Raw genomic sequence first — 16,195 nt, forward strand, 5'->3', positions numbered from 1 at the left:
AACTATGTTTATTATCGATATGACGACACTTGAATCGGACTTTATCATAAAAAGTCTGACTAGATCCAAAGCCAATGATATCAGGACTTATGATGTGAATCATCAGATGTCAATGTTTGCTTATTACTATGACGATTACATCCATTTGAAAATACGACGGTACAACGACCAGCGCACTAGTTCTAGAGACTGGCAAGAGATACAAACTGCTGGGTTCATTTATCCAGATATCGAGCTAAATAAAACAGAAGACATCTACATGGACCATGAAGACAATCAATTGCACGTTAAACTCCCCTACTCTATCTATAAAAGGAATGATAAATGATGAAAGGATCTGTAAGAAAAAGAGGCAATCGATGGTATTACTTTTTTGACGCTGCACCAATAAACGGGAAACGGCAAATTATTGAGCGTGCTGGTGGTGATACCAAAGCTGAGGCTTTAGCTGCTTTAAGAAAGGCTATCAGTGAATATGAGAAATCTGGAGCGGTATTCAACGACACGAACATAAGCGTTCAAGACTATTTAGAGTTTTGGTACGATGACTATGTATTGCGTAACCTCAAATACAATACGCATAAGAATTATAGAAACATTTTAGATAAACACATCTATCCTTACATTGGAGGGTACCGATTAAAAAGTATACAACCTTCCACTCTTCAGAAAGTTATAGATATTAACTTTGAAAAAGGATTGTCTAAAAAAACGTTGGCCATAATAAAAACTGTACTCAACGGAGCATTTAGACGTGCAGTGTTCCCATACCAATATATCCAACAAGACCCTACCCGTTTTATAAGTATGCCAAAATTTGATGAACGACATAAAGTAACAAAAGAAGATTTAAAGATAATAACTGTTGATGAATTCAAACGATTAAAAGATAGCGTTAGTCCAGCTAATCCGTTTTACATTCCTATGATGGTCGCCTTTTATACCGGCATGAGACGGGGAGAAGTATGCGGGCTTAAATGGAGTGATATTAACTACGAAGAACAGACTATAACAGTTAACAGGATAGTTATCATGAACGACGAGGGTTATGAAGAAGGTACACCAAAAACTCAGGCATCCTATCGAACGATCGGAATAGGAAACGATTTGGTCAATGCTCTTAAACAGCATAGAAAAAGACAGTTAGAGAATAAATTATTTTATGGCCAGCATTATATCGATAATGAGTATGTATGTACGAAAGAAAATGGAGAATTAGTCACCCCCTATTCAATAAACTGGCATGTTCATAAAACACGAAGAGACACTGGAATCGAATTTAATTTCCATTCTTTCCGACATACCCATGCCACACTCCTCTTAGAAGGCGGAGCGAAAATAAAAGCCATCCAGGAGCGACTAGGGCATTCCAAAATAAGCACAACAATGGATACCTATTCCCACCTAACTAAAAAGACTAAAAAGGAAACGGTCGATTTGTTTGAAAACTTGATGAAATAAAAGAAGATTTGCCATCAATTGCCGACAGATGATGGCAAAATGATGGCAAATCTCTATTTTCAAGGGTATTAACAAATAGCCAACCTTGTTATATCAACGTTTATTCGTCATCCAAGTTAAGAACAGACATAAACGCCTCTTGCGGAATTTCCACGTTTCCGACGTTCTTCATTCTCTTCTTACCGGCTTTCTGTTTCTTCAGAAGTTTCTGACGACGGGTGACGTCTCCTCCGTACAACTTGGCCGTAACGTCTTTACGGTAGGCTTTAACTGTTGAGCGGGAAACGATGTTCTGACCGATTGCAGCCTGAATTGGAATTTCAAACTGCTGTCTTGGAATCGTCTGTTTCAGCTGTTCTACAACTGAGCGTCCTCTGGCGTAAGCGAAGTCCTTGTGCACGATAAAGCTCAAGGCATCGACTTTTTCTCCGTGAATCAGGATATCCATCTTGACCAGGTTGCTGACGCGATAGCCGGCTTCCTGATAGTCCAGAGACGCATAGCCTTTAGTGCTTGATTTCAGACGGTCGAAGAAGTCATAAACGATTTCAGACAGCGGCATGTAGTACATGACGTTGACTCGAATGTCGTCTAGATATTCCATCGTGATGAAGTCGCCACGCTTACGCTGAGCGATTTCCATGACGGCACCAACATAATCATTTGGTACGGTAATCGTCGCTTTGACGTAAGGCTCTTCTACTGATTCGATTTCCTGTGGTTCTGGCATATCCGCAGGGTTTGAAACAGTGATCTGTTCGCCATCGGTCTTGTTGATGTGATAAATAACAGATGGTGCTGTTGTGATCAGATCAAGGTTGAATTCACGCTCCAGACGTTCCTGGATAACATCCATGTGAAGCATGCCAAGGAATCCACAACGGAATCCGAATCCTAGAGCCTGAGACGTTTCTGCTTCGAATTTCAGTGCCGCATCGTTCAACTGCAGACGTTCAAGCGCTTCACGCAAGTCTTCATATCTTGAAGAATCCGTCGGGTACATACCGCAGAATACCATTGGTACCATTTCACGGTAACCAGGCAGTGGCTTATCTGTCGGATTGTTGGCTAAAGTCAGCGTATCACCTACTTGGGTGTCCTTGACGGTCTTGATGTTAGCTGTGACGTATCCGACGTCTCCAACCATCAGCGCGTCTCTTTCGACTGGCTTAGGTGAATGCACACCAACTTCAGTGACTTCAAATTTCTTGCCGTTACTCATCAGCTGAATCGTATCACCTTTTTTGAGTGTACCATCCATCACTCGGATGTTCAGGACTACCCCTCTATAGGCATCATAGGCAGAATCAAAGATCAGAGCCTTCAGCGGATTATCGATGTCCCCTTCTGGTGCAGGTACTTTCTCCACGATCTGTTCAAGGATCTCTTCGATCCCTATTCCACTTTTAGCACTGGCTGGGACAGCTTCACTTGCGTCCAGTCCAATGATGTCTTCAATTTCTTTTCTTACACGCTCAGGATCTGCAGCAGGTAAGTCGATCTTATTGATGATCGGAAGGATTTCCAGTTCATTATCCAGTGCAAGATAGACATTAGCCAGCGTCTGTGCTTCAACGCCTTGTGCCGCATCTACCACTAGAATGGCTCCCTCACAGGCAGCCAGGCTACGTGAGACTTCGTATGTGAAGTCGACGTGTCCAGGTGTATCGATCAGATGAAGGATATAAGTTTCCCCATCTTTAGCCTGATACTGTACTTCGACTGTATTAAGCTTGATTGTGATTCCACGCTCTCTTTCCAAATCCATGGAATCAAGGAGCTGATCCTGCATTTCACGGTCAGCTACTGTATGAGTCAACTGAAGAATTCTGTCAGCCAGCGTAGATTTCCCGTGGTCGATATGGGCAATGATCGAAAAGTTTCTGATTTTCTTCTGTCGTTCTCTTGCTTGTTTTTTATCCATTGCTATATTTTCCTCATTCCTCTAAAAACATTCCTTACTATTATACCAACGATGGCAAGAGAGTACAATCTCTGTCTGACCTACTGAATGATCTTGGTCTCTGTTGTCACACTTTATAACCTGAATGCTTTCACATTTCTTTACTCAAATCTATAGATAATAGAATATATCATATATACGATAAAAATCACGCTCTCGTTAATACAGACATACTGGCCTGCTTTAATGAGAGCGCGTTTCACTTTATTTATTCTTATCTTTAAAGGCGTCCTTCACTCTCGAAAAAAACGAGCCATCCACCTGCTCGACCACGTCCTCATACTCGCTGGCCTGCGCAAAGTTTCTCAGATGTTTAGCTTGTTCTTCAGTGACTTTTTCAGGAACAACGACACGGACTTTGATGTGCTGGTCGCCATTACCTGTTCCTCTCAGTCTTGGTGCACCTTTGCCTCTCAGTCTGAACGTTGTACCTGGCTGAGTTCCAGCGGGGATCTTGAACTTCACTTTGCCGTGTACAGTTGGTACTTCAAGCTCATCACCCAAAGTAGCCTGAACGATATTGATCGGTAGTTCGTAATATATTTCTGATCCTCTCCGGTCAAACAGTTCAGATGGTTCGACTCGGAATACGACATACAGGTCGCCATAAGGGCCACCGTTGACTCCGGCATCGCCCTGGTTCTGCACGCGCATCTGATTGCCGTCTTCAACACCGGCAGGTACAGTCACTTTAACAGAATGCTGTTTTTTAGTGTGACCCGAACCGTGACAAGTCGTACATTTTTCTTTGATTTCCTGTCCAGATCCATTACATGTCGGGCAGGTCTGCTGAGTCATGACACGTCCGAATGGTGTATTACGCTCAACGTTTACCGCACCCGCACCTTGACACTGCGAACAGGTCTGCGGGCTGGTACCTCGTTTTGCACCGGATCCGGCACACGTATCACACGTTTCTTCACGATTGTATCGAATCGTTGTTTCTTTACCAAAAATAGCTTCTTCAAACTTAAGATCCATGACATACTGCAGATCCTCACCTTTGCGGGGTGCATTTGGGTTACGGCGTCTTGAACCGCCCCCACCAAAGAACTGGTCGAAGATATCTTCGAATCCGCCGCCGAAGCCACCCTGGCCACCGCCGAACCCGCCACCAAAGCCGCCGCCTGCACCGAAGTTCGGATCAGTTGAGGCATGTCCATACTGATCGTATGCTGCACGCTTCTGGTCATCACTCAACACTTCGTAGGCTTCCGAGATTTGCTTGAACTTCTCGTCGGCATCCGGAGCGTCACTGATATCCGGGTGGTATTTTTTAGAAAGCTTGCGGTAAGCTTTTTTAATTTCATCTTTAGAAGCATTTTTAGAAACTCCTAGTAGGTCATAAAAATCTTCTTTTTCAGGCATACTATCCCTCCATTGCTACTGTCACGCGTCTCTGTAGAGCTGAGTCCTACGATTGTTAGGCTTCTTGCACAGCAGCTACAGGGGCTCTGTATCTCTTTTCAAAAAGAAAGAAAGCACTTATTTGTGGTGCTTTAAAAGTGCTTTCTTCTCTTCAAATCTCACTTCAATTATTCTTCGTCATCTACTTCTTCAAAGTCTGCATCGACTACGTTGTCGTCTGTCTGAACATCGCCTTCTGCTCCTTCAGCTTCTGCCTGCTGAGCTGCAGCCTGTTCGTATAGTTTAACTGACATTTCCTGAACGATTTCATTCAGTGCGTCACGCTTCGTCTTGATTTCTTCAAGATCATCGTTCTCAAGTGCAGTTTTCAACTCGTCACGAGCTTCTTCAGCTTTCTTGATGTCCGCTTCATCAACTTTACCTTCAAGTTCTTTCAATGTCTTGTCGATTTGGAAGACAAGCTGGTCAGCTTCATTACGCAGTTCTACTTCTTCCTTGCGTTTTTTGTCTGCTTCTGCATTTTCTTCTGCTTCTTTCACCATACGCTCAATTTCTTCTTCAGAAAGACCAGATGAAGACTTGATCGTAATCTTCTGTTCTTTACCTGTACCGAGATCCTTAGCAGAAACATTTACAATACCATTTTTATCGATATCGAATGTCACTTCAATTTGAGGCACACCACGTGGTGCTGGTGGAATATCCGTCAACTGGAAGCGACCAAGTGTCTTGTTGTCTTTAGCCATTGGACGCTCACCTTGAAGAACGTGCACATCAACCGCAGGCTGATTGTCTGCAGCAGTAGAGAATACTTGAGATTTACTTGTTGGGATCGTAGTATTTCTCTCAATCAATTTAGTAAATACTCCGCCCATTGTTTCGATTCCTAATGATAGAGGGGTTACGTCAAGTAGAACAATGTCTTTTACTTCTCCTGAGATAACTCCACCTTGGACAGCTGCCCCCATAGCAACAACTTCATCAGGGTTTACAGAACGGTTAGGCTCTTTTCCTGTTTCAGCTTTAACAGCTTCAATAACAGCTGGAATACGTGTTGATCCTCCAACAAGGATGACTTCATCGATGTCAGATTTGGACAGTCCTGCATCTTTAAGTGCCTGACGGACAGGATTCTTCGTACGTGTAACCAGGTCATCAGTGATTTCGTCGAACTTGGCACGTGTCAGAGTCATTTCAAGGTGCAATGGACCTGATTCTCCTGCACTGATGAACGGCAAGCTAATTTGTGTAGAAGATACACCTGACAAATCTTTTTTAGCTTTTTCAGCTGCATCTTTCAGACGCTGAAGAGCCATTTTATCTTTACTTAAGTCAACGCCGTTTTCTTTCTTGAATTCAGCAACTAGGTAGTCGATGATTTTTTCATCAAAGTCATCTCCACCTAGGTGGTTATCTCCGGCGGTTGCCAAAACTTCGAATACGCCGTCTCCCAGTTCAAGAATAGATACGTCGAATGTTCCGCCACCTAAGTCAAATACCAGAATTTTTTCATCTTTTTCTACTTTATCCAGACCGTAAGCTAGTGAAGCAGCGGTCGGTTCGTTTACGATACGGTCAACTTCTAAACCTGCTATTTTACCAGCATCTTTTGTAGCCTGACGCTGTGAGTCATTGAAATATGCAGGTACAGTGATAACTGCGTTTGTGACTTCTTCACCAAGGTAATCTTCTGCATAATCTTTCAAGTGCTGAAGAATGAATGCTGACACCTGCTGAGGAGTATACGTCTTGCCTTCAGCTTCAACTTTAAAATCTTCACCCATGTGACGTTTGATAGAGATGACAGTGTTCGGGTTTGTGATAGCCTGACGCTTAGCCACTTCCCCTACTTGTATTTCTCCATTTTTAAATGCTACAACAGATGGTGTTGTACGGTTTCCTTCTTTGTTAGGAATAATTTTAGCTTCGCCGCCTTCAAGAACTGCGACTGCTGAGTTCGTTGTTCCTAAGTCGATTCCGATTACTTTACCCATTTTTAAATCACCCTTTGCTTTCTATAGAATTTTTTTATAATGTAACTGATACTTTGGCTGCACGTAACACACGATCGTGCAGTTTATAGCCTTTTTCAAAAACTTGAGCCACTTCATTGCTGTCCTGATCTTCATTCGCAGGTACTTGCGTATACGCTTCGTGATAGTTGGGATCAAACGGTTCTCCAACAGGATCGATTACTTCAATCCCTTCTTTTTCTAAGGCCTGCTGCAGGCTGTTGTAGACCATCTCAATACCTTTTTTCAGGTTTTCTCCTGCTTCAGTATCGACTTCGATACTTAAAGCACGTTCGATATTGTCCAGTGCAGGAAGTAGTTCTTTCGCCAGAGACTGTGAGCTGTAGCGAAGAAGTTCTTCGCGGTCCCGCTGATTACGTCTACGGATGTTTGCCAGTTCTGCCTGAAGACGATAATATCTGTCTGTCAGGTCGTCCAGTTCTTTCTGCTTTTCTTCCAGTTCAGAAGTCCCGCTGCTCTCTTCTTCTGTGGACTTCTCATCGTTTTCAAGCTGAATGTCTTCGTCAGCTGTTTCTTCCTGTTTTGACGATACGTCTTCATTCAACTCTTTTTCATCTTTTTCATCCACGTGACATTCCTCTTTTCCTTATTATTCCAGGTAGTAATTTAATAGTGTGTGTGTCAGCTGTTTTCTGAATACATCCAGCACGCCGAATGTCTCATCGTAGGACATGCTGGTCGGACCTAACACGGCAAGTATCCCTCGGCCATGGCCGCTGACCTGATATGCTGCGGTCACCAGACTGAAGTTGGTAAACAGTTCGTTGTCGAATTCGTCACCTATCTTCACGACGAAATCTTCATGAATCGGATCGATCAGCACATTGAGGTTTCCTTTATTGTCCAGTAGAGAATATAAGGATTTAAGCTGCTGTTTGTCCATGTCTTCAGTGAAATCCAGCAGATTCATCTTGCCGGAAACATGATAACGGTCTTCTGCAGAAGCATTGAACGCCGATTCAAGCGACAGATACATATCCATCGCATTGGACGCATACTTTCTGATTAAGAACGGAATGTCCTGTTCCAGTTTTCTAGCGACCTCCATTAAAGGCAGGCCGACCAGATGCTGATTGAATATATTGGCCACTTTGACCATATCAGACTCATCGATCGGTTTCGGCAGTCTGAAGACTTTATTCTCTATCAGTCCGCCATCTGTTTGAACAATTGCCATAATCAGATTATCATTCAAGGCAACTAGTCTGAATCCGGTCAGGCGACTGGACTCGGCTTTCGGCCCAAGAACGATCGCAGTATAACTGGTCAAGTCGGACAGCAGCTTGGCTGACTGATTCATGATATCATCCATCTGCTTGACATGATTACCAAGGACTTCATTAATGATCTGCAGCTTGTCCTCAGCTACTTCCTGAGGTTTCACGAGATGATCGATGTAATACCGGTACCCCTTCATCGACGGAACACGTCCTGAAGACGAATGAGTTTTCTGGATGAATCCAAGTTTTTCAAGAAAGCTCAGTTCATTTCTGATTGTTGCGGAACTGGCATCGATAGCCGTTTCAGTCATGATTGTTTTCGACCCGATTGGATGCCCTGTAGACGTATAGAGTCTGATGAGAGCATCAAGTATATTTATTTGCCTCTTTGTCAACATGTGCATCACTCCTTGGCACGAAGACAGACTTCAAACGTATTGATTTACTAGCTGAGCACTCACACCGCATCAATTTATTTATTAAATTAGCACTCGAACAAGCCGACTGCTAATACATCTATAATTTATCAAATAGACTCTTGTCTGTCAACAATTAAATCTGATTTATTTTGACCTTTGCCAAACTCTCTCTCGCTTCTATCTCATCCTGATCCAGTCTTTCGATTAAAGCATCGACAGAGTCGAACTTGATCTCGTCTCTCAGATATGAGACCCATTTGACTGAAACATCTTCGCCATATATCTCTTCGCTGTAATCAAAGAGATGGACTTCGATCGAATAGCTCGGCCGATGACCGAATGTCGGGTTGTAGCCTATTGAGGCCATACCATCATGCCATTTTCCATTGACTCGCATCCTGACAGCATAGACGCCACGTTTAGGTACCATGACGTACGGGTGTGGATAGATATTGGCCGTAGGATAGCCCAGTTCTCTTCCCCTTGCATCCCCGTGAATCACGAAGCCGCTGGTTTCATAGATGTATCCCAGTAGTTTGTTCGCCCGTTCGATCTGACCTTCACCGATATAACGTCTGATACGGGTGGAGCTGATCTTATCTCGTTCGTCCTGCATTTTCTCCACCTTAATAATATCAAAGCGCCCATCTGCATACTCATGCAAGGTATCCATATTGGCTAAGTGGGCTTTTCCGTAGGTATAATCAAACCCGGCAACGACGATTTTAGCATGCCATTTCACTATATAGTCATCTACAAACTCCTGCGGTGAGAGACGGCCGAAGCTGGATGTGAAATCGACCTCATAAAGGATATCTACTCCTAAATTTTCCATGATCTTTTCTTTTCGATCCAACGGAGTCAGATAATTATGCTTGTCCGGATCGAAGCTTCGGTAAACGAAAGCCGGATGTCTGTTGAATGTCATGACCGCCGATTTCATCCCTTTTTGAGCGGCAATCTGTACGCCTTTTTTTATGACCGCCTGATGTCCGCGGTGTACCCCGTCAAAAAAACCCAGGATGAGAACGATATCGCCGGAATATATATCTTTTTTATCATATGGATGATGAATCTTTATAATTTCCATGAGTTCCACCTACTATTCATTTCGTAAGACTTTTATCGGTTTGATAAACTGACTTTTACTTGGATGTGAGCCATAAATAGCGACCGCTCTGTTCTCTTTCATAAAAACAAGCCGGTCGGATTCATCCCATGCATAGTCTGCTTTATCCAGCAGTGCACCATTCTTGACCTTGGCATATTCTTCTTCCGTCAGGTCGTGTTTCTTAATTTCCGTCAGCGCACTTTCCAGTGGAAACAGCGCCGCGTCCATTTTATCGTCTTCCATAAGCTGCTTTACTTCAGCTAAAGTGAAGGCCTGTTCGCTTGAATAACCACCGCTGGAGATACGTGTAAGCTGAGACATATGTGAAGGATAACCTAAGGACTGGCCTAAATCTACAGCCAGTGTACGCACGTAAGTCCCTTTTCCGCAACGGACTTCGAAGGTAAACCGGAGAATCTGTTCCTTTTCATCAAACACTGGATCTGACGTCCTCTGAAAATCATGAACCTCAATAGTACGCGTCGGACGTTCGACTTCGACCCCTTTCCTGGCATACTCGTAAAGTCTTTTGCCGTTGACTTTGACTGCGGAATACATTGGAGGCGTCTGCTCAATCTTCCCGGTCAGCGCAGCAAGCGCCGCATCAATTGATTCGAGAGAAAGTGCTTCTGAAACAGGTCTACGGTCGACGATGTCTCCAGAGCGGTCTTCAGTTGTAGTTGAATAGCCCAATGTAATTTCTCCTGTATAAATCTTGTCAGAGTCCATCATGTACTCGATAATCTTAGTGGCTTTTCCAATTGCTACTGGAAGCACGCCATCTACATCTGGATCCAAGGTTCCGGAATGACCCACCTTTTTTGTCTTTAAAATCTTTCTCAGTTTAAATACCACGTCATGACTGGTCATTCCTGCTTCTTTCCATATAGGCAATATCCCTTCCATAATATCCTCCTTCTGACCCGCTTATATATGTACTGGCAAAAGAAAAGAGAATCGATGTTTAAAAACAAAGATTCTCTTCTTTACTGCTCAGTTGATCGCTTATTTGGTTAGAGAAACTTATTCCTCATGTTCTTTTTTTATTTGATTGAGAAGTGAGTCGATCTTGTTTCCATAAGCAATCGATTCATCTCTTGAAAATTTCAGTTCAGGTGTCTTATACAGAGTCAGACGGCTGCCCAGTTCCTTACGAACCAGTCCAGTTGCTTTATCAAGACCTTCCTGAGTGCTTTTTATTTCACTCTCGTCTTCAGACAATATGCTGTAAAAAATCATAGCCTGTTGAAGATCGCCTGTGACGTCTACACCTGTTACAGTCACTCCATCAACTCTGGGATCTCTTACTCGTTTACGGAGAATGTCTGTTACTTCCTTCTGAATTTCCTGAGATACTCTACCTACTCTATAGTTCGGCAATGTATTCACCTGTCCTTTTTAAATAATTTCGGATCTGATGGGATATATTTATTTTCTTTCGATTTCAACCATTTCGTACGCTTCGATCACGTCATCAACCTTGATATCGTTATAGCCTTCGATCGTCAATCCACACTCATATCCGTTTCTTACTTCTTTTGCATCATCTTTGAATCGTTTCAAGCTTGAAAGTTCCCCTTCATACTGTACAATACCATTTCTGATCAGTCTAATGGAACTGTTACGCTTGATCACACCGTCAGTAACAAAACATCCGGCAATCGTTCCTACTTTAGACACATGGTAAGTTTCACGTACTTGAGCCTGACCGGTAACTTTCTCTTCGAATTCAGGATCCAGCATCCCTGTCATTGCAGCTTCGATTTCATCGATCGCATCATAGATGACACGGTGAGTACGGATATCCACTTCTTCGCGGTCTGCACTTTCTTTCGCCTGAATCGTCGGACGAACGTTGAACCCGATAACGATGGCAGAACTTGCAGATGCCAGAGTAATATCACTTTCGTTGATGGCTCCAACTCCAGTGTGAATGATGTTGACTTTAACGCCTTCAACTTCGATTTTTTCAAGACTGGCAGCCAGAGCTTCAACCGAACCTTGTACATCAGCTTTAACAATAACGTTAACTGATTTAAGTTCTCCCTCTTCCAGACTGTCGAATAGATTCTCAAGTGTAACTTTATTTGTAGTCGAACGCTGCGCTTCTGTTGCTGCAGACGCTCTGGATTCACCGACTTGACGTGCTGTCTTCTCATCTTCAAAGACAACGAAGCGGTCTCCGGCTTGTGGTGTTTCGTTCAATCCAGTGATTTCTACTGGTGTAGAAGGTCCAGCACTTTTTACTCGGCGCCCTTTATCGTTTGTCATAGTACGGACACGTCCGAACGTATTCCCGACAACGATTGGCTCACCTTGTCTAAGTGTTCCTTCCTGAACAAGCAGGGTAGCAATAGGTCCTTTAGCTTTGTCGAGTCTTGCTTCGATAACAGTACCGATAGCCAGACGTTCAGGATCAGCTTTCAGCTCCTCTACTTCTGCAACAAGCAGGATCATTTCGAGCAGTTCTTCCAGATTCTGGTTGAATAGTGCTGAAATCTGAACAAATATCGTATCTCCGCCCCAGTCTTCTGGAACAAGTTCGTATTCAGTGAGTTCCTGCATCACGCGGTCCGGATTGGCACCCGGCTTATCAACTTTATTGACAGCTACAATGATCGGCACACCAGCTGCTTTAGCATGGTTGATCGCCTCAACCGTCTGTGGCATAACCCCGTCATCAGCCGCCACAACGATGATTGCGATATCTGTGATGTCTGCTCCTCGCGCACGCATAGTAGTAAAGGCAGCGTGTCCTGGTGTATCCAGGAAAGTGATCAGCTTGCCGTTTACATCAACCTGATAGGCACCAATATGCTGAGTGATTCCGCCAGCTTCCCCTTCTGTTACATTAGTTTCCCGAAGAGTATCAAGTAAAGTCGTTTTTCCGTGATCGACGTGTCCCATGATAGTAACAGTCGGCGGACGGGTAACAAGGTTTTCTTCTACTGGTTCCTGGTCAAAGAAGGTATCGAAGTCAGTCAGATCGATCTGAACTTTTTCTTCTGTATCCATACCGTATTCGGCTGCAAGAAGTTCAATTGTTTCTTTATCCAGAGACTGGTTCTGAGTAGCCATGACTCCCATCATGAACAGCTTCTTGACGATTTCAGCTGGTTCACGGTGAATCTTCTTAGCCAGCTCTACAATCGTCATGCCGTCAGTATATTCAAGAACTTTTGGAAGCTCTTTGAATTTACGTGGGGTCGGAGGTGTCTGTGACTTCTGATTCTTTTTTCCTTTACGCTTGCGTCCTGCAGGTCCGCCATGAATCCCGCGGTGCTGACGCGAGTTGCGTTTTTTCTTATTGTCGAACTGCTGTTTCTGTTTCTCGTCAGTAGTGCGTTTAGGAGCATCTGCCCCTGCACGGTTAGCGTCCGGTTTCTTATTCGTATTTCTATTTTGTGATGATGGTTTAGTATTAGACTTATTTATGTTGGATTGTCCTTTTCTATTGTTTGATTTAGTTTCTGACTTACTGCTTGGCTGGTTGTCAGAAGACTTACTGTTCGGTCGGTTATTCGGTCTGTTTGAGTTGGCAGACTGATTCGATTTGTTCGATTGAGCCGGTCGGTTGTTCTGCTGTGACCTATTTGAACCAGTCGATTTTTTCTGCTGATTGCGGTTTGCATTCTGATTCGCCTGGCCAGTCCTGCTGTTGTTCGATCTGCTTGTATTCTGAGCAGATACTTTTGACCCAGACTGGGAAGATTCCGCTTTTTTCTGAGGTTTAACCGGTTCTTTAATTGCTTTAGCTAGCTTGTCCACATCCCCATCGTTCATTGTCGACATGTGACTGCTGTACTTGATCCCTAGACCTTCTGCTGTTTCCAGTACTTTCTTACTTGGTACACCATTTTCCTTCGCGAATTCATAGACTCTTTTTTTGCCCATTTAATCACCTTCCCATTCATTTTACAGCAATTTTTGAAGGGAATGCACAAATCCTTTATCTAAAAGGGCACATACTGTCCGATCCTTCCCTAAAGCATGAGAGAGCTCTTCTCTGGAGAACTCTGTTACAACTGGGATGTCGTAATGCTCACACTTATTCAAAAATTGCTTTCTCGTGTTCTCACTTGCATTTGATGCTAAACATACTGCTTTTGCTTTTTTAGATCTGACTGCCTGAAGTACCAAGGCTTCTCCAGATATCAGCTGACCGGCTCTCTGGGACAGGCCTATCAGATTTAATGCACGTTGTTTATTGTTCATTTTCAATTTCCATCCGCGCTTGTCTGTACTCGATATACTCGATCAACTCATCATAAAACGACTGCTCGATCGTTGCGTTCAGCGCCTGGCTGATCAGTTTTTTGTCTTTCGCTTTCTGAACCAGCGCAGTGTCGAGGGAGATGTAGGCTCCTCTGCCATTCTTTTTGCCCGAAGGATCGATGGATACGGCTCCGTCCTTGCTTCGGACCAGACGTACCATCTCTTTCTTAGGCTTCATTTCTCCAGATGCAATGCATTTTCTCATTGGTGCTTTACGGTTCTGCATAACTGCCCACCTTAATTGATCTCTTAACTTCCCAAGTTCTCATCATCAGAAAATGTGGTTTCCTGATTTTCTGGGAATGTATTTTTTTCTGTGTCAGTAAACGGCGGCTCACCTTCGCCACCATCAGATAATGTATACTCATCATCTTCTGAGAATGTCGCTTCTTCGATTTCTTCCATTGATGCTTCGGTTGCATCCTCTTCGCCTCTGCCGTCTCTTTCTTCAGCAAATTCGATCAGATCTTCTGCATCGTTTGAGTCAAGTTCACCAGACTGAAAGTCTGTTTCCATGACAGGTTCTCCCGGCTGTGCATCAGGCTGATCGTTATCTTGAGCATACACAGTAGAATCTCCTGCGTCAGAGACTTCTTCTTCATCAAGTGCTTCAACTTCTATCGTCTCATCTTCAGAAAACAGTGTATCTGCATCAGCTAAGGCATCTGCCTGCTGCACTGCTTCTTCGCTGTCATCGTTCAAAGCATTAAAGAAAGAATCGTCTTTAAGCTCTTCTGCTTCTTTGGCAAGAGCTTCCATATCAGATTCGGATTTGATGTCGATCTTGAAGCCAGTCAATTTAGCTGCCAGACGAACATTCTGTCCACGCTTACCGATAGCCAGTGACAGCTGATAGTCCGGGACAACGATCACACATGAATGCTGATCTTCATCAAACTGAACATCAATGACCTGAGCCGGATTTAAAGCATTTTTGATATAGACTGAAGGGTCTTTGTCCCATTCGACGATATCCATGTTTTCGCCGTTCAGCTCATTAACGATGGCCTGTACACGAGACCCTCTTGGTCCGACACACGTTCCGACAGGGTCGACATTTTCATCTCGGGACGACACAGCAATCTTCGCGCGGTCACCAGCTTCTCTTGCAATCGATACGATTTCTACTATGCCATCGTAGATTTCCGGCACTTCCTGTTCAAACAGACGCTTGATCAAGTTCGGATGTGTCCGGCTGACAAAGACTTGAGGTCCTTTTGTCGAGTTCTCTACATTGCTGACGTATACTTTGATACGGTCATGTGTTGCATACGTTTCGTTTTCAATCTGATCACGCTTAGAAAGAACAGCTTCCACTTTTCCTAAGTTGATGTAGATGAACTTGCTGTCCTGACGCTCGACGGTGCCCGTCATCAGATCATCTTCATAGGCAATATATTCGTTGTAGATTATTGAACGCTCGGCTTCACGCATTCGCTGCATGATCACTTGTTTAGCTGTCTGAGCTGCAATCCGTCCGAAGTTCCTAGGCGTTACTTCAAACTTGATTTTATCTCCTACTTCGTAAGCTTTGTTTCGTTCACGTGCTTCTGTCAGACTAATTTCCAGCTGAGAGTCATACACATCTTCTACCACTTCTTTAACCTGGTTGACCGTAATCGTACCGGTATCTTCGTCAAAGTTCACTTCAACGTTCTGGGACGTCCCATAGTTACGCTTGTAAGCTGAAACGAGTGCAGCTTCCAGTGCATCGATCACGATTTCTTTGGAGATGCCTTTTTCCTGTTCGAGTGTCTCAAGAGCAGCTGCCAATTCTTTACTCATATTTATACCCCTTTATAAAGTAGTTACTTTTTATCTGAATTAAAATTCGATGGCGTATCTCGCCTTAGCGACCTGACCTTTAGACAGAACCAATTCTTTCCGGCGTGTCTTGATCATAACTTCCATGACCAGTTCATCGCCATCGTAAGATTTCAGATGACCTTCATAGGCATCGAACCCTCCAATTTCACCATTTAATGCCACATAGATGTACTTACCGACAGCTTTCTCGAAATCTTCTTCTGTTTTTAAAGGACGTTCCGCTCCCGGTGAGGACACTTCCAGATAATAAGCGTGCGGAATCGGGTCTGGTTCAATGGCATCCAGTGTCTCTCCAACTTTTTCGCTGAACAGGGCACAGTCATCAAGATCGACACCTGCTTCTTTATCGATGTATAATCTTAAAAACCAGTTCTTACCTTCTTTAACGTATTCCACATCAACTAGTTCATATCCTAATTCATCTGCCAATGGCTCTGACAGTTCTCTTACTTTGTCTATTGTATTCAAACACTTCACTCTCCTCTCAAATGAGTACGATGTTGTCGCAGCATTCGTCA

Annotated in this window: 13 protein-coding genes and 2 pseudogenes; 2 read left to right on the forward strand and 13 right to left on the reverse strand. The window is 43.7% G+C overall.

Annotated elements, in window-relative coordinates:
* Positions 1 to 4: 4 nt before the first annotated feature.
* Together BLR76_RS01180 and BLR76_RS01185 are read left to right on the forward strand one after the other, a co-directional pair.
* Complete coding sequence (locus tag BLR76_RS01180; RefSeq protein ID WP_091264439.1) at positions 5 to 328, forward strand: hypothetical protein; 324 nt, start codon at positions 5 to 7, stop codon at positions 326 to 328.
* The gene (locus BLR76_RS01185) at positions 328 to 1,461 is read left to right on the forward strand and encodes a tyrosine-type recombinase/integrase (RefSeq protein WP_091264442.1); all 1,134 of its coding nucleotides are present in this window, start codon (positions 328 to 330) and stop codon (positions 1,459 to 1,461) included. The genes BLR76_RS01180 and BLR76_RS01185 overlap by 1 nt, the downstream gene beginning before the upstream one ends.
* A 100-nt stretch (positions 1,462 to 1,561) precedes the next feature.
* On the opposite strand, the gene lepA is transcribed toward BLR76_RS01185, so the two are convergent.
* From lepA to rimP, 13 genes and pseudogenes are all read right to left on the reverse strand, one after another.
* Positions 1,562 to 3,385 (reverse strand): translation elongation factor 4, encoded by a 1,824-nt coding sequence (gene lepA, locus BLR76_RS01190; RefSeq protein ID WP_091264443.1) that lies wholly within the window; start codon positions 3,383 to 3,385, stop codon positions 1,562 to 1,564.
* Positions 3,386 to 3,628: 243 nt separating this feature from the next.
* Positions 3,629 to 4,792 carry a molecular chaperone DnaJ gene (gene dnaJ / locus BLR76_RS01195; RefSeq protein WP_091264444.1) on the reverse strand — a complete coding sequence of 388 codons (1,164 nt, stop codon included), beginning with the start codon at positions 4,790 to 4,792 and terminating at the stop codon, positions 3,629 to 3,631.
* Positions 4,793 to 4,959: 167 nt separating this feature from the next.
* Complete coding sequence (dnaK, locus tag BLR76_RS01200) at positions 4,960 to 6,786, reverse strand: molecular chaperone DnaK (protein WP_091264446.1); 1,827 nt, start codon at positions 6,784 to 6,786, stop codon at positions 4,960 to 4,962.
* 34 nt (positions 6,787 to 6,820) lie between these two features.
* Positions 6,821 to 7,396 (reverse strand): annotated as a pseudogene (gene grpE / locus BLR76_RS01205) (nucleotide exchange factor GrpE); the annotation flags it as partial.
* An 18-nt stretch (positions 7,397 to 7,414) separates the two neighbouring features.
* Positions 7,415 to 8,443, reverse strand: a complete 1,029-nt coding sequence (hrcA, locus tag BLR76_RS01210) for a heat-inducible transcriptional repressor HrcA (protein WP_091264450.1) — start codon at positions 8,441 to 8,443, stop codon at positions 7,415 to 7,417.
* 154 nt (positions 8,444 to 8,597) lie between these two features.
* Positions 8,598 to 9,554: a bifunctional riboflavin kinase/FAD synthetase gene (locus tag BLR76_RS01215; RefSeq protein ID WP_091264453.1), complete on the reverse strand. Its 957-nt coding sequence runs from the start codon at positions 9,552 to 9,554 to the stop codon at positions 8,598 to 8,600.
* 12 nt (positions 9,555 to 9,566) lie between these two features.
* Positions 9,567 to 10,481 carry a tRNA pseudouridine(55) synthase TruB gene (truB, locus tag BLR76_RS01220; protein ID WP_091264455.1) on the reverse strand — a complete coding sequence of 305 codons (915 nt, stop codon included), beginning with the start codon at positions 10,479 to 10,481 and terminating at the stop codon, positions 9,567 to 9,569.
* Between the two features lie 117 nt (positions 10,482 to 10,598).
* Positions 10,599 to 10,955, reverse strand: coding sequence for a 30S ribosome-binding factor RbfA (rbfA, locus tag BLR76_RS01225; protein WP_091264458.1), 357 nt, complete (start codon positions 10,953 to 10,955; stop codon positions 10,599 to 10,601).
* A gap of 48 nt (positions 10,956 to 11,003) precedes the next feature.
* Positions 11,004 to 13,469: a translation initiation factor IF-2 gene (gene infB, locus BLR76_RS01230; protein WP_091264461.1), complete on the reverse strand. Its 2,466-nt coding sequence runs from the start codon at positions 13,467 to 13,469 to the stop codon at positions 11,004 to 11,006.
* A gap of 21 nt (positions 13,470 to 13,490) precedes the next feature.
* Entirely contained in the window at positions 13,491 to 13,790 is a 300-nt protein-coding gene (locus BLR76_RS01235) for a L7Ae/L30e/S12e/Gadd45 family ribosomal protein (RefSeq protein ID WP_091264464.1), read from the reverse strand.
* Positions 13,780 to 14,076, reverse strand: coding sequence for an RNase P modulator RnpM (rnpM, locus tag BLR76_RS01240; protein ID WP_091264467.1), 297 nt, complete (start codon positions 14,074 to 14,076; stop codon positions 13,780 to 13,782). Before rnpM ends, BLR76_RS01235 begins: the two co-directional genes overlap by 11 nt.
* A gap of 523 nt (positions 14,077 to 14,599) precedes the next feature.
* A pseudogene (gene nusA, locus BLR76_RS01245) lies at positions 14,600 to 15,635 on the reverse strand (transcription termination factor NusA); the annotation flags it as partial.
* 39 nt (positions 15,636 to 15,674) lie between these two features.
* Positions 15,675 to 16,145: a ribosome maturation factor RimP gene (gene rimP, locus BLR76_RS01250; RefSeq protein WP_245682990.1), complete on the reverse strand. Its 471-nt coding sequence runs from the start codon at positions 16,143 to 16,145 to the stop codon at positions 15,675 to 15,677.
* Positions 16,146 to 16,195: the final 50 nt, after the last annotated feature.

The organism is Alkalibacterium thalassium, from assembly GCF_900101165.1.
Lineage (GTDB): Bacteria > Bacillota > Bacilli > Lactobacillales > Carnobacteriaceae_A > Alkalibacterium > Alkalibacterium indicireducens.